The organism is Ensifer sp. ENS02, assembly GCF_014851885.1.
GTDB lineage: Bacteria > Pseudomonadota > Alphaproteobacteria > Rhizobiales > Rhizobiaceae > Ensifer > Ensifer adhaerens.
Genome location: NZ_JACVAO010000009.1, coordinates 135,641 through 149,319, shown reverse-complemented (window position 1 = coordinate 149,319; position 13,679 = coordinate 135,641). Strand labels below are relative to the sequence as shown.

General features: G+C 61.9%; 10 protein-coding genes. 2 read left to right on the top strand and 8 right to left on the bottom strand.

Annotation, left to right across the window (positions count from 1 at the left end; all coding sequences use genetic code 11):
* Positions 1-7 precede the first annotated feature (7 nt).
* Positions 8-784, top strand: a complete 777-nt coding sequence (locus IB262_RS20305; protein WP_064816988.1) for an amino acid ABC transporter ATP-binding protein — start codon at positions 8-10, stop codon at positions 782-784.
* A 72-nt stretch (positions 785-856) separates the two neighbouring features.
* On the opposite strand, the gene IB262_RS20300 is transcribed toward IB262_RS20305, so the two are convergent.
* From IB262_RS20300 to IB262_RS20280, 5 genes are all read right to left on the bottom strand, one after another.
* Positions 857-2,287 (bottom strand): caspase family protein, encoded by a 1,431-nt coding sequence (locus IB262_RS20300; protein ID WP_162728819.1) that lies wholly within the window; start codon positions 2,285-2,287, stop codon positions 857-859.
* Positions 2,288-2,376: 89 nt separating this feature from the next.
* Positions 2,377-3,924, bottom strand: a complete 1,548-nt coding sequence (locus tag IB262_RS20295; RefSeq protein ID WP_162728818.1) for a caspase family protein — start codon at positions 3,922-3,924, stop codon at positions 2,377-2,379.
* A gap of 2 nt (positions 3,925-3,926) precedes the next feature.
* On the bottom strand, positions 3,927-4,826 hold the full coding sequence (locus IB262_RS20290; RefSeq protein WP_060516939.1) for an OmpA family protein: 900 nt from the start codon (positions 4,824-4,826) through the stop codon (positions 3,927-3,929).
* Between the two features lie 10 nt (positions 4,827-4,836).
* Positions 4,837-8,064 (bottom strand): c-type cytochrome, encoded by a 3,228-nt coding sequence (locus tag IB262_RS20285; protein WP_192493744.1) that lies wholly within the window; start codon positions 8,062-8,064, stop codon positions 4,837-4,839.
* A gap of 47 nt (positions 8,065-8,111) precedes the next feature.
* Positions 8,112-9,371 (bottom strand): ferric reductase-like transmembrane domain-containing protein, encoded by a 1,260-nt coding sequence (locus IB262_RS20280; protein ID WP_112976463.1) that lies wholly within the window; start codon positions 9,369-9,371, stop codon positions 8,112-8,114.
* 371 nt (positions 9,372-9,742) lie between these two features.
* Between IB262_RS20280 and IB262_RS20275 the strand changes: the two genes are divergently transcribed.
* Complete coding sequence (locus IB262_RS20275; RefSeq protein WP_112976462.1) at positions 9,743-10,360, top strand: GntR family transcriptional regulator; 618 nt, start codon at positions 9,743-9,745, stop codon at positions 10,358-10,360.
* A 69-nt stretch (positions 10,361-10,429) separates the two neighbouring features.
* Here IB262_RS20275 and IB262_RS20270 read toward each other — a convergent pair whose 3' ends face one another.
* The 3 genes from IB262_RS20270 to IB262_RS20260 all read right to left on the bottom strand — a co-directional run bounded on the left by IB262_RS20270 (position 10,430) and on the right by IB262_RS20260 (position 13,669).
* Complete coding sequence (locus IB262_RS20270) at positions 10,430-11,950, bottom strand: acetyl-CoA hydrolase/transferase family protein (protein ID WP_034795713.1); 1,521 nt, start codon at positions 11,948-11,950, stop codon at positions 10,430-10,432.
* Positions 11,951-12,208: 258 nt separating this feature from the next.
* Positions 12,209-13,021: a ferredoxin--NADP reductase gene (locus tag IB262_RS20265; protein ID WP_034795721.1), complete on the bottom strand. Its 813-nt coding sequence runs from the start codon at positions 13,019-13,021 to the stop codon at positions 12,209-12,211.
* Between the two features lie 147 nt (positions 13,022-13,168).
* Positions 13,169-13,669 (bottom strand): DUF934 domain-containing protein, encoded by a 501-nt coding sequence (locus IB262_RS20260; RefSeq protein WP_060582465.1) that lies wholly within the window; start codon positions 13,667-13,669, stop codon positions 13,169-13,171.
* Positions 13,670-13,679 lie beyond the last annotated feature (10 nt).

Sequence of the window (13,679 nt, the reverse complement as noted above, 5' to 3'; positions counted from 1 at the left end):
GGATCGCATGGCAAACGCAGCCACTGCTTCCAAAATGACCGTATCCGCAACGGATGTCGCAGTCGAAATCACTGGAATGAACAAGTGGTACGGGGACTTCCACGTCCTTCGTGACATCAACCTGAAGGTTATGAAGGGCGAGCGCATCGTCATTGCCGGCCCGTCGGGCTCCGGCAAGTCGACGATGATCCGCTGCATCAATCGGCTCGAAGAGCACCAGAAGGGCAAGATCGTCGTCGACGGCATCGAGCTCACCAACGATCTGAAGAAGATCGACGAAGTGCGCCGCGAAGTCGGCATGGTGTTTCAGCACTTCAACCTCTTCCCGCACCTGACGATCCTCGAAAACTGCACGCTTGCACCGATCTGGGTGCGCAAGATGCCGAAGAAGCAGGCAGAAGAAATCGCGATGCACTTCCTGAAGCGCGTCAAGATCCCCGAGCAGGCGAACAAGTATCCCGGCCAGCTCTCCGGTGGTCAGCAGCAGCGCGTGGCGATCGCCCGCTCGCTGTGCATGAAGCCGAAGATCCTGCTGTTCGATGAGCCGACCTCGGCGCTCGACCCGGAAATGGTCAAGGAAGTGCTCGACACCATGGTGTCGCTCGCCGAAGAAGGCATGACCATGCTGTGCGTGACCCACGAAATGGGCTTCGCCCGCCAGGTCGCCAACCGCGTGATCTTCATGGACCAGGGCCAGATCGTCGAGCAGAACTCGCCGGCCGAGTTCTTCGACAATCCGCAGCACGAGCGCACCAAGCTGTTCCTCAGCCAGATCCTGCACTAGGACCGGACGAGACGACACAAAAAGAAGCCCGCCTCATCGAGGCGGGTTTTTTCGTTCTGCCCGTTATCGATCCTACTCGACGCGATAGCGCAGGGTGCCGACTGACCAATGGATTCCGCGCGTGTCGAGATCTTCGGTCCAGTTCTTCTGCAGCCGCGCGATGATCTCGCTCAAGGTCTCGCGCGCATCGACCTCCACCTTGAGGCCCCGCGATATCGGCGCAAGATCGCTCAAGTCGACAGCATCGCTGACGACAAGCGCCACGAAAATGCCGTCCCCCTCGCCCGAGGCCTCGAAATCGAAGCCGTAATATTCATCCGGCAAGGTCAGCGGCACGTCCGGCGCCAACGTCGTGATCTTTTGCGCGAACTCGTTCGGGAAAATCTGTGTTGCATTGCCCTGGCTGTTGACGTCGAAAATCAGGAGATTGCCGGCCGTGTGGCTGTTGACCGTCAGTTTGAAGACTTCGCCGGCCTTCATGGTGGTCGGCTTGTCGATAGAGAGCATGACATCGCCGGCTTCGCTCTTGCCGATGATATCACCGACGGCATCGATGGGGTTGGCCGCCTGATAGCTCGGCACCGCTGCATTCGGAGTAATGGTATACGTACCCTGCCCGCTGCCATCCGCATCGCGCTTTTCCGGCACCATCGCGCTGTCGCCGAGCGCCTCGGGTCTGCCTTCCAACTGCGGGTCGAGATTGCCGCATTGCTCCTGCAAGGCGCAGTAGGAGGCAGATTGCGCCTTTACATATCCAAGAAGCTCGGCGTTGCTCGTCAATCCGTTGCCATTGCCATCGGCAGCGTCGCCGGTCTGGCCGGCGACGAAGGCTGCGGTGAAAACCCCGTGCCGATCCGCTGTCGGTAGCCGGACATCGTCCCAGGCGACCTGATAGGGCGCCGCCGCACTCCAGGCGGTCACCCCGGCATCGACGAGCTTCGGCTTGTCGACGAGGGCAAGATCAATCCTAAGGCCGCGGGTCAGCGCTTGCTCGACCGGCTTGGCATCGGGACGCGGGAGAAAGCGGGCGCCGTCGATAGGCTTTTTGATGTCCTCGGACAGCGACCGGGAGATCGTGCCGGAGTGACAGGCGTCGATCACGACCGTCACAGCGCGCCCCTTCAGGCGCTCCAGCACCGCATCGATCTCGTCGTCGAGGACAGCGCCTTGCCAGTCCGTTTCACCGGCGGCAATGTCGGCAGGCGCAATCGCTTCATCCAGCCCATCCGCTTCGTCGCCATCCGCATCCTTCACCTGCAGGCCGTGGCCTGAAAAATAGAGATAGACGCGATCGCCGGGCTTCGTCGCATCGACAAGCCAGCCGTTCATGGATGACAGGATTTCAGCTCTGGTCGCCTGCCCGTCCTTCAGCACGCGGATCGAGGCACTGTCGAAGCCGAGCCGTTCCGTGAGCAGCCTTTGCATCGCGACCAGATCGTTCGCCGGTCCGGGCAGGGAAAACTCGGTCGGCAGATTCTGATAGTTGCCGACCCCGATCAGCAAAGCCCGATCTCCGGCGACCACAGGAGCAGCCAGCAGCATGAAACACGCAAGGGCGTGAAGGAACGGCACTCGCGATCTGGCGCCCATGCTCATTGGCCCTGACCTCTCGTGTAAAGCGGTTGAACCGCGATCGTACTCTCACTCCCTTCCAGGCGCGTTTCGAGCAAGCGCAGCAAGGCCGCTGCGTCGAGGTCCGAATTGGCAAAGGCGGCCGCGATCGCGTCGACAGGCGCATTGGTCGCGATGACGACCAGATGGTCCGCACCGAAGGGCTTGACCACCTCCAGGTCACGCAGCTTGAAGGCATGGCTTTCGCTGCCGGCAATCTGCACGTCGAGCAGTTGTGCTTCGCCGGTATTGGCGAGGTTGAAGACCAGCATATTGGCATAGCCGCCCTGCGGCGCCTCGACGTTCAGGCGGTCGCCGGCAAAGTAGATGTCCTTGACGGGCTTCAGCGAAACGGCTCCCGGGCTCTGCGCCGCAAGTGCTTTCAGAAAATCCACCAGGATGAATTTGTCGACCACGCCCTGGAGCCTTTTGGGCGCGACATGTTCCGCGGCGACGTCCCCGTTCGGCGTATAGAAGACACCGGATGTCGCCTCCCACCGGTAGGGCACGCCGTCGCCACCGATATTGGCAAGATCAGGCATGTCACCGACGACGCTCAATGGCAAATTGCCCGTCCATCCGGTTTCGCGCGGCGACTTCAGTGCATGCTTCGTGCCGCTCACTGTTGGCGCCACGCCGACCTTGGCGCTACGCGGCAGGGACAGCACGATTTCCTTGTCGGAGCGCGCCAGTTGCGGCGTGAAGTTCGGCACCTGCAGGGCTTCCGACTGCAGCTTGACGTTGGAAAACACGTAGTCTTCGAGTTCGACCCGCGAAATCCGCCCGTCGCCATCGCGATCGGCGGCGCCTTCCAACGCACGGGCAAAACTCCAGCTCAGGGCGCCGCGGGGCTCGCCGCCGATAACCACTTCCGGGGTCGGCTGGCTTTCGAGCGATGCGGCGAGGATCGTCACCTGCGACAGCTCCACGTCCCTCACCTTGGCGCCGGACAGCGCCTCCTTGGATGGCGGCGGCAGCTTGGCGCGCACCATCGGCGCCAGCCGCGTCTTGCCGGAGATCGAGCGGTTCATGCCGCCTGAATAACAGCTGTCGGAGACGAACAGGACATGAATGCCCTTGGCTTCCGCCTCCGCGAACCAGGCGCTGAGCTCGTTGTCGACGATGATTTCGCTCGCCGTCTCCTCAGCACGCGCCCGGTCGAAGCCCGGCAACTCCAGGAATTCGTCGAGCCCGTCCTCCTCACTGCCGGCGACCAGCTCCGGCATCTGCGCACCGTGCCCGGCATAGGTGAAGACGATCGTATCGCCGCGCTCAGCGGCCGCCACGAGCTCGACCCAGGCCGCTCGGATTGCATCCTTGGTCGCCTGTTCGTTGATGAATTGGCGGATTGGGGCGACATCCGCCGCCTTCAGCGCCTGCGTGACGTCTTGCGCATCGCGGACGGCACCATCGAGGCTTACTTCGTGCGGATACTTGTCCACCCCGACGACCAGCGCCGAGGTCGAGGCCATCGCCGGGGCCACCGGCAATGCGAGCAAGCTCATCGCAAGCAGGGTTCTGCACGGCACTGTCATTTCCCCACATCCACATCCACGCGCCGGTCGAGCTGGTGCAACATCTCCTCGCTATAGGCGGTCGGATCATCGGGTTTGAACGGTTCGTCCTCGCCCCTGCCGACGACTGTCCAGGTGCCGGGATAACCGGCGTCGACGAGGTATTGAGCCAACGCTTTTGCACGGGCGAGCGAGAGCGCCATGTTCGCCTCGGGGGTACCTACCGGATCGGTGTGACCGATCAGGGTGATCGCGGCCGGCTTTGCCGACTTCAGGCACTCGAACAGGTCCCTGGCCGACTCGAGACCTTCGGGCGTAAACTCGGCCGTGCCGAAGACGTAGCGCACCGGCGTCGCCTTTTTCCGGATCGAGACACCACGATAGGAGAACTTGCAGGCGCCGCGCGCGGCGAGCTTGACCGGCTTGGTTGCAGCGAGCCGCATTTCCGAAGCCAGGCGGTCCAGCCGTTCGATATAGGCCTTGTCCGGCGCCATCCAATCGGGCGTCAGTTCCTCGTTTGCCGCATCTTCCAGCGCCTGCTGATAGGAGGTCGCCGCGGCGTCGTAGTCCTTGCGCTCGCGCTTGATGTCGCCGAGCGCATCGAGGATCTGCCAGGGGCCGCCGGCGTCGCGGCTTGCGGCCGTCAGTTCCGCTTCGAAGGTTTCAAGCTTCGCGCCTTGCCCCACTGCCGCTGCAACCCGGTTGAAGGTTGCGAGCGCCGCGATGCGCCGGGTGAGCGCGATCTCGGTCGCCGAGCAACCCTTCATGTTTACGGGGTCGGCCGCCACCTTAGTGCCGGCCTCGTCGGCGCGGTTCAGCGCCTCGGAGGCCAGGCGAAGACCATCGCAGGCCATGACCGGCGCGGTGAAGACCGCCAGAACCGCCGAAGCGAGGAGAAATGCTCGTAGCTGAACCATGACTCGACCATCAATCCTTGATCTCGAACGTCACCATCTGAACACTGCTGGCACCGGCGTCACCCTGCGCTCGCTTGGCCAGGTTGATCGCCAGTCCCCGTGTCGGCGGCAACCGCGACGTCGCGACATATTGGCGTGCCTTCTCCACCGTCAGCTTCTGGTCACCGAGCCCGCCGGCACGGCAGAAGGCCAGCATCGTTTCGGCGGGCGCAGGTGTGTCGAAGGTGAGCGTGCCCGTGCCCGGCTGCGGGATCAGGCGTCTCTCGCCCGGCTTAAGTGTGGTGTTGCCGATCATCACGTCCGGGATGACCTCGACGTTGCCGTTCTCCTCGACATAGAGGATTTGCAGCTCGCAGGCCTGGTTGGCGCTGAGTTCGAAGGAAAGCTCGTCGCCAACCTTCGCCGTCGTCGACTTCACGTTCAGGGCCAGCTCGAGCTTGTGGCCAGTCCCCGCATCCTCCTTGCGATAGTCCGGCACGGCGGCTGCGATCGACTGCGGCCTGTCGTCCACCATCGGCTCGGAACCGGCAATGACGATCGCCGTCGTGTCGAGCGGACGGCGCTGGGTGAGCGGCGCCATCAGCAATGCATATTGTTGCTCGACCTCGTTGCGCGGAATGGTTCCGCCCGCTTCCAGCGTCGTCACCCAGTCGAGCCCGAGGCGCAGGACATCGGTGTTCGTCACCCGCTTGATCGCTTCTGAGAATTGCTTGGGCGTCATGTCAAACTCGGCCGCCAGAGCATCGAAGTCGAGCTCGTCTTCGTACTTGTCGGCAAAGTAGGTGATGAGCTCCGCCTCGCCCGGCGCATGCTTGCTCTGGAGGCCCCCATCGGGCGTCGGCTCGGTGACGCCGAGCACCTTCAACGCGTTGACGAAGCGCTCGCGGTCCTTGCGATAGGTTTCGTCCAGTTCCTCCTGCTTCACATACATGGCAAGCAGCACGTCTTGTTGATCCTTGCTGAACAGCGTCGACGTCTCGATTTGCTCGCGCAGCTGATCGCGTTTCGAAAGGATGCCATCGGCGTGGCAATCGACACAGGATCGCGCGTTGATGATCTCGACGCCCTTGCCGATCGGGCGCTTGCGGAAGGACACGATGGTGGTCGGCCCGACATCAAGCTGCTTTCCTGCTGACGTCGAGAGGTAGTAGCCCTGCAGGCCGTTCGGCAACGAGAAGATCATTTCGCCGCCGTCGTGCTCGAAGGGCACGAGGCCCGCGTCGAGCGGTGCCAATTCCCGAGGCCCGTGCGGGAAGCGCTTCAGCACCTGCTTGCCGATGTCGCCGCCGAAATCATAGGACTTCCAGTAGTAGCCGCCGAACGGCATGTCGTGCCGTTCGAGCATGCGGTTGTGGTCGGAAACCCCGGACGAGCCGTCGGCGAAACCGGCCCGCAACACATCGCGCCGGCGAATGTTCCCGGCTACATCGATCTTGAAGCGCTTTTCGAGTTCGGCGATCTCGGTCGGCAACTTCATCAGCCGGTTGTAGATCTCCGGGCGCGCGCCGTTGCTCATGAACCAGTCGACCCGCATGATCGGCAGTTGCGTCGCCGTTTCCTTCGAAAGGGCCGAAAGCGACGCGTCGCTCTCGGGATCAATCCCATAGAAATAGCGCTTGATCAGGAAGTCATAGTCCGCCGCGTCCCATTGCAGTTTGCGCAGATCGACGCGAACCAGCAAGCCATTGGTGCCGTCGACCTCTGTCGGAAGCACCAGCTTTGGCCCGTAGGACAGCGAATTCAGCAGCTTCTTGAAGCCGCCGGCAAGCACGTCCATGCGCTTCATGAAGGTCTGGTCGTCCTCGCAGCCCATCATGCCGTTGTACTGGTCGCGATAGGAAAAGTAGCGCATGTAGGGGCGGTCGAGGGCACTGACCGTCTCGATGTCCTTCAGCGCCGCATCGACGAACTGGCCATAACCCAACATCGGGCGGGCGCGCGCCGGTTTTGCGGCCACCGTCTGCGGCAGGCTCTTTTCGTTCAGTGCGTTGATCCAGTCCTCCAGCACCTTGATCTCTTCGGCAGAGGGGCGCTTGCCAAGCGGCATGCGGCCGCTGACGACAGTCGCGTAGAGCCGTGACTTCGAGGCATCTCCGGGGGTCACGAAGTTTGCGTCGGCGGCAATCGAGGGGAGTTCGCCCGCCGGGTAGCTCCCCTGCGAACTTTCGCCCGGCCCGTGACAGTTGCGGCAGTATCTGCCGATGAAGGCATCTGCCTGCTGCGCCAGCGCCGCATTGCCGCCGCCCAGCGCTTCAGTCGCCGTATTCTCCTTGCAGACGGCCGTGACCGACTGCGCCACCGGCGCGGGGGCCTTCACTTCACGATCGGCAAGGAAGGCATAGATCGCGCGGCGATCGTCGCCAGAAAGAACGTTCAGCCCCTTGGCTATACGCCGCATCACCGGATCGCTGATCGGCGCGCCCGAGAGCTTCTTGCCTTCCTCGATCAGGCTCTTGGTGAAAACGTCGGGCGAGGCAAGACCGGCCATCTTCGTCTTGCTGATGTCGGGCGCGACCGCGCCGCTCAAATCCTTTTCGCCCTCATAGGCGCGCTCCAGGTCGAGCCCATAGGTCGTGGTGCGCGGTGTGTGGCAATCGCCGCAGCCGCCGACATTCTCGACCAGATAGCGGCCGCGCTCGGCTTGCGTCTCCTCGCGCGGCTGGTAGGCCGGCACCGTGAAGTGGCTGCGCTTCCAGAGCGTGATCGTCGTCTGACGACTGAACGGAAAAGCAATCTCATCCTCTTTCGACACTGCATCCGCCTGGGGTAACGTCTCGATATAGGCTTTGATGTCGAGCGCATCCTCCGGCTTCATGCCGCCATATGAGGTGTAGGGCATAACCGGATAGAGGTTGTTGCCCTCGCGATCGAGACCGACCAGAACCGCATTCAGAAACTGCGCATTGGTCCAGCCGCCGATGCCATTGGCGTGCGGCGAAATGTTCGGCGCATAGAAGGTGCCGATCGCCGTCTTCATCTCCATGCCGCCGGAGAGCAGTTCGGTGTTGTCGCCGGAGCCGTGGCAGGCGCCGCAGCCTGCGGCGTTGAACATGTATTTGCCGTTGTCGACATTGGCCTTGTAGGTGGAGAAGGCATCCTCAGCGAAGGCATCGCGCGCCGAGGCACTAGCGGGACAGAGCGAGACTGCGACCAGCGCCGCAAATGAAACGGCCCAATATCCGCGGCCAAGACCGGACAATGACGAGGCGCCCTCTCGCTTTCTCTGCAGACCGCGCATGAAACCCACTCCCTAAAACAATAGAATCGCTACTGAAATCCGCTGCACTACCGAAACTGAAATCGCTCGAATTCAACCCGCTTCGGCCGCTTGCCGAGATCTTTCAGGCCTTTGACGATCGCCTCCCTGAGAGGTGGCGGGCCGCAAAACCACAGATCGGCTTCCGCCGGATCGATCGCGCTACCGTTCGCAAGCTTGGCCGCATCCAGGCGCCCGTCCACGGAGGAATCGTGCAGGACAAAAGTGAAGTTGCCGAGCTTTCCGGCCTGCCCCTCGAAGGTCTCCAGGCCGATCGCCTCGCGCCGGTCGCGCACGCAATAGACCATGTGGATGTCCTGCCCCTCGTCGCCATTGAGATGTCGCGCCATCGCCAGGAACGGTGTGACGCCGATGCCGCCGGCGAGCCAGATCTGCTTCTTGCCGCCACGGCGGTGGTTGAAGCGGCCATAGCCACCCTCGAGCTTCAACCGGTCGCCGACAGCGAGTCCGTCCCGCAGGGCCTGGGTGTAGTCGCCAAGCGGCTTGATCGCGAAGCGCACGACCCCGTCAGGCTCGATACCAGCGATCGTAAACGGATGCGGCTCGCGCAGCCCAGGCTTCAGCACCCGCAGAAAACCGAATTGCCCGGGCTTGGCGCGCAAGGCACGCCGCAGCGGCCGCGCCGCAATCACCGTCGCCCCGTCCTCCCGGGCGACATCGAAGACTTCGTAGCCGCGGGTTCTGAGCCAGGGCAGCAGCTGGGTATAGGTGTAGCTCAGGATGCCAAGTGCTGCGAAGGCGTTGAGGTAGACCGCCAGAAGCGCGGTACCGTCATAGGGGCGCTTGATGAACATCTGGTGGAAGGCGACCATCACGAAGAGCAGGCCGATGAAGCGGTGCGTGTAGCGCCACAGATGGTAGGGGATCTCGATCTTCGTCCGCGGTATGATCTTGACGATACTGAGAACGAGCAGCACGACGAAACCGTAGAAGGCATATTTGCCGGCGGATGCAGCAAGCTGGTTCAGACCGCTCGTCAGCGCCAGGCCCTTGAAGTCTGGTTTCAGGAAATAGTGCACGAGGATGAGGCACAGCACCGAGATGCCTATCCTGCGATGAAAATGATAGACACGGTCGAGCCCCCCGAAGAGAGCCTCGACGAACGGCGGGCGCGCGGCCATGAACTGCGCGACGGCCATGCCGACAAAGGCCGCCGACGACGCCATCAGCGAAAATGTCGTCAATGCATTGGTGTGACTGACTGCGGGTACGGCCAGCAGCGCCGCAAATGCCATCAAGGACCAGACCAGAAACGCGCCCACTTGCATCTTGCGCCCCTCAACGCCGATGGCTGACGGTTGTTGCCTTGCCTTGTGCCTGTTGCCTTCGATCCCTAGCGACCAAGGAAACATGCAACCAGCTTCTTGCCGCAACGACCCACGCGCCTCTTTCACGCGGGGCCTTTGTTGGGAGAGTGGCAAGCACCTCTCGGTTCGTCAACACGATTCCTATTGGAAACGTCCTATGAGGTTGGTTTATTCATGCCTTTGAAATTCGTATTTTTTAAGCATTCGCTTATTTTATTGATCACATAGGCAAACCACCCCCTTTTAACCTGCACAAAGCCAGGCAACCGGCGCGCTTGCCTGGTTGTATGAAATCGTGCAAGCTACTGATATATCAGAACCAAAGGAACGGCATGTCACCGCAATCTCAGGCTCACCTCGCCTATCTCGCGCTCGAACGCCTGATCGTCACTCTGAAGCTCGAGCCCGGCGCCCTGGTCACCGAGAGGCAGTTGATCGAACTTGCCGGGCTTGGGCGAACACCGGTTCGCGAGGCGATCCAGAAGCTGGCCTGGCAGGGTCTCATGGATATCCGTCCCCGTGTCGGCTTGCAAATCACCACGATCCGGCCGGACGACCAGGTGCATGTCATGCAGACGCGCCAGAAACTGGAGCCGCTTGCCGCCGCCCTCGTCGCAACGCACGCAAGCGCCGAGGAGCGAAGCGCGATGAAAGCTTGCGGTGCGGAGATGGCCACCTGTCTTGATGCGGGCGACATGGAGGGTTTTCTCGTCGCCGACAAGGTGTTCGACGAACTGATGGAAGAAGCCTGCCCCAACCGGTTCCTGACCGCAGCACTTGCCCCGCTGCAGACACATGCGCGCCGCATCTGGTTTGCTTCGTCCTCGCCTGAAAAGATGGCCGGATCGGTCCGCCGCCATGTCACGGTGATCGATGCGATCGAGCGGGCCGACGCTGAAGGCGCGTCGGCCGCGATGGCGGACCTGATGAGCTATCTATCAGACGCCTGAAGAAACCTTGCCTGCACGAGAAGAAACAACGGCAAGCGATTGCTTTCACGGTTGTTTCTTCAACACACTTCAGGCCGTCGGCATCATGCTGCCGGTCTTCAGCCGGCGCACATGCCAGTCGAAAGCCTCTTCCAGAATATGCGGGGTCTGTCCGCCACGGGTGGCGACCGCACGATTGAAGTAATCCGACAAAAGCTCCCGATAGGCCGGGTGGCAGCAGTTTTCGATGATGACGGGTGCGCGCTCCCGCGGCGCCAGGCCGCGCAGATCTGCAAGACCATGCTCGGTCACCAGAATATCGACGTCGTGCTCCGTGTGGTCGACATGGGACACCATCGGCACGACAGACGATATCGCCCCGCCCTTGGCAACCGACTTGGCGACGAAGATCGACAGGAAGGCGTTGCGGGCGAAATCGCCGGAGCCGCCGATACCGTTCATCATGTCGGTACCGCCGACATGGGTCGAGTTGACGTTGCCGTAGATATCGAATTCGAGCGCCGTGTTGATGCCGATGACACCGAGGCGCCGAATGATCTCCGGATGATTGCTCACCTCCTGCGGCCGCAGAACCAGCTTGTCCTTGTAGGCGCGGATGTTGCGGAACACGCGATCAGCCCAGGCGCTGGAAAGCGTCATCGACGAGGCCGAGGCGAAGCTCAGCTTGCCGGCCTCGAAAAGCTCGAACGTGCTGTCTTGCAGCACCTCGCTATACATACGCAGATCATGGAAGGGACTGTCGACCAGGCCGCTCAGCACCGAATTGGCGATGACGCCGATGCCCGCCTGCAGCGGGTTGAGCGTCATGTCGAGGCGGCCCTTGCGCACCTCCTCCTGCAAGAAGGCGATCAGATGGCCGGCGATCGCCGTCGTCTCCGCATCCGGCGGAGAGATCCGTGCGGCGCTGTCCTCTTTCTCGGTGACGACGATTGCGACGATCTTTTCCGGATCGACAGGAATGTAGGGCGAGCCCGCACGGCTATCGCAGGCAACGACCGGGATCGGCGTGCGGCTCGGTCGCTTCGCCGGAATGAAGATATCGTGCAGGCCTTCGAGTTCGGGACTGTGGCTGAGATTGAGCTCGACGATCACCTTCTTCGCCAGGATCGCGAAGCTTGCCGAATTGCCGACCGATGTCGACGGAACGATGCCGCCGTCTTCGGTGATCGCCACCGCCTCGACCACCGCATAGTCGATCGGGCTGATCTGGCCGGACCGCAACTGCTCGACGGTTTCCGAGAGATGCTGATCGATGAACATCACCTCGCCGCGGTTGATCGCCGCTCGCAGAACCGGGTCCGACTGGAACGGCAGGCGCCGGGCAAGAACACCCGCCTCTGTCAGCGTCTTGTCGATGTCATGACCGAGCGAGGCGCCCGTCATCAGCGTGATGCGAAACTTCTCCCGTGCGGCCCGTTCGGCCATGGCAAGCGGCACGGCCTTCGCGTCACCGGCCTTGGTGAAGCCGCTCATGCCAATGGTCATGCCGTCCTTGATCAGCGCGGCCGCCTCTTCCGGCGTAGCGATGCGATCACGCAGCGATTTGCAGCGGATCCTGGCTTCCAGGTCGGTTGGCGGAACATGACTCATCGGGCACTCCCAGAAATGGCCCACGAGGCTCATATCAGGACGGCGCGGGCTTGGTTCGTCGTGCGCTTATTTTCGCATGTCTGCGTGCGCACGCTATGAAGATTTGCAGGAGCACGATAGCCGCTCGGACCGAAGGGCGGTACGCAGAATGGGCAAGGCGGAACTACCGCCGACGCATAGCTCGATGGTATTTCGCCTTAAACGACGCGGGGCGCACCCTTGGCGCGCCCCTCGAACGATAAACTGCACAAAAAAGGGTCAGCCGACGAAGGCGCGTTCGATCACGAATTCGGCCGGCTTGTTGTTGGCACCTTCGGTGAGACCAGCGGCCTCGAGGATTTCCTTGGTGTCCTTCAGCATCGCGGTCGAGCCGCAGATCATGCCGCGATCGACAGCCGGATCGAGCGGCGGCAGGCCGAGATCAGAGAAGAACTTGCCGTTTACCATTAGGTCGGTAATGCGGCCCTTGAACGGGAAGTCTTCGCGGGTCACCGTCGCGTAGTGGCGCAGCTTGTCCCCGACAATCTCGTTCAGGAACTCGTGGTTCCGGATTTCCTCGACCAGATCGAAGCCGTATTTCAGTTCGGCAACATCGCGGCAGGTATGGGTGAGGATCACTTCCTCGAACTTTTCATAGGTCTCGGGATCGCGGATCAGGCTTGCAAAGGGCGCAATGCCGGTGCCGGTCGAGAACATGTAGAGACGGCGCCCGGGAACGAGCGCGTCGAGCACCAGCGTACCGGTCGGCTTCTTGCGCATCAGCACCTTGTCGCCCGGCTTGATCCCCTGCAGGTGCGAGGTCAGCGGGCCATCCGGCACCTTGATCGAGAAGAACTCGAGTTCCTCGTCCCAGGCCGGGCTGGCGATCGAATAGGCGCGATAGACCGGCTTGTCGCCGACCATCAGGCCGATCATCGCGAATTCGCCCGAGCGGAAGCGGAATTCGGCAGGGCGGGTCATGCGGAAGCGGAAGAGCCGATCCGTATAGTGTTCAACGCTGGTCACCGTCTCGACGTAGACGCCTGCGGGTGCCTGGATCGCGAAATCTTCCGTTTTTGCCGGAGCATTCATCTTAGCTACAAGTCCTGTAAATGATGACCCTGTCTATCAACAATAAGCCGATATTCCAAGCTGCGCCTTGTTGAAAGGAAATCTCTTCCAAATATAGTCGCTTTTGGGGATTTCGGCGTGCTTCACACTGTCGCGGCCAACCCTACCCTATGACACCCGGCGCCAGCTATAGGATTTAGCATCGGTCGAAGGCTTGGCGGTCGGCTGGTAGTGCACAGCAATGCCCGGCAGGCGTCCTTCGGACAAACGCTTCAGCGCTGTCGCATTGCTGACAGCGAAGCTTTCGACGCCACAGCGCAGCATCAGCGGGATCTGGTCAATCAGCACGTCGCCGACCGCCCTCACCTCGCCGGTAAAGCCAAGGCGCGCGCGCAGCAGCGACGCATGGCTGAAGGCGCGGCCGTCATTGAACGCCGGGAACGCGACGGCGACCAGCGCAAGGCGATCAAGGTGTGGTGCGAGCTTCGTCACGTCGTCTGCCGGCGCGATGACCACGCCAAGACCGGTTTCGTCGCTGTCTGCAACCTTGCCCAGGAATGCGTCGAGACCGACGATCGCCTTCTCGTTCGAGCCTGCCTTGGTTTCCTCCGTCTCGATGACCCAGGGATCATCGCCCACGAAACCGGTTTCCTTCCAGATTTTCGTCATTTCCGTTCCT

Coding starts and splice junctions, on each gene's coding strand:
- IB262_RS20305 (WP_064816988.1), top strand. CDS start 8: ATGGCAAACGCAGCCACTGCTTCCAAAATGACCGTATCCGCAACGGAT.
- IB262_RS20290 (WP_060516939.1), bottom strand. CDS start 4,826: ATGGTTCAGCTACGAGCATTTCTCCTCGCTTCGGCGGTTCTGGCGGTC.
- IB262_RS20285 (WP_192493744.1), bottom strand. CDS start 8,064: ATGCGCGGTCTGCAGAGAAAGCGAGAGGGCGCCTCGTCATTGTCCGGT.
- IB262_RS20280 (WP_112976463.1), bottom strand. CDS start 9,371: ATGCAAGTGGGCGCGTTTCTGGTCTGGTCCTTGATGGCATTTGCGGCG.
- IB262_RS20275 (WP_112976462.1), top strand. CDS start 9,743: ATGTCACCGCAATCTCAGGCTCACCTCGCCTATCTCGCGCTCGAACGC.
- IB262_RS20270 (WP_034795713.1), bottom strand. CDS start 11,950: ATGAGTCATGTTCCGCCAACCGACCTGGAAGCCAGGATCCGCTGCAAA.
- IB262_RS20265 (WP_034795721.1), bottom strand. CDS start 13,021: ATGAATGCTCCGGCAAAAACGGAAGATTTCGCGATCCAGGCACCCGCA.
- IB262_RS20260 (WP_060582465.1), bottom strand. CDS start 13,669: ATGACGAAAATCTGGAAGGAAACCGGTTTCGTGGGCGATGATCCCTGG.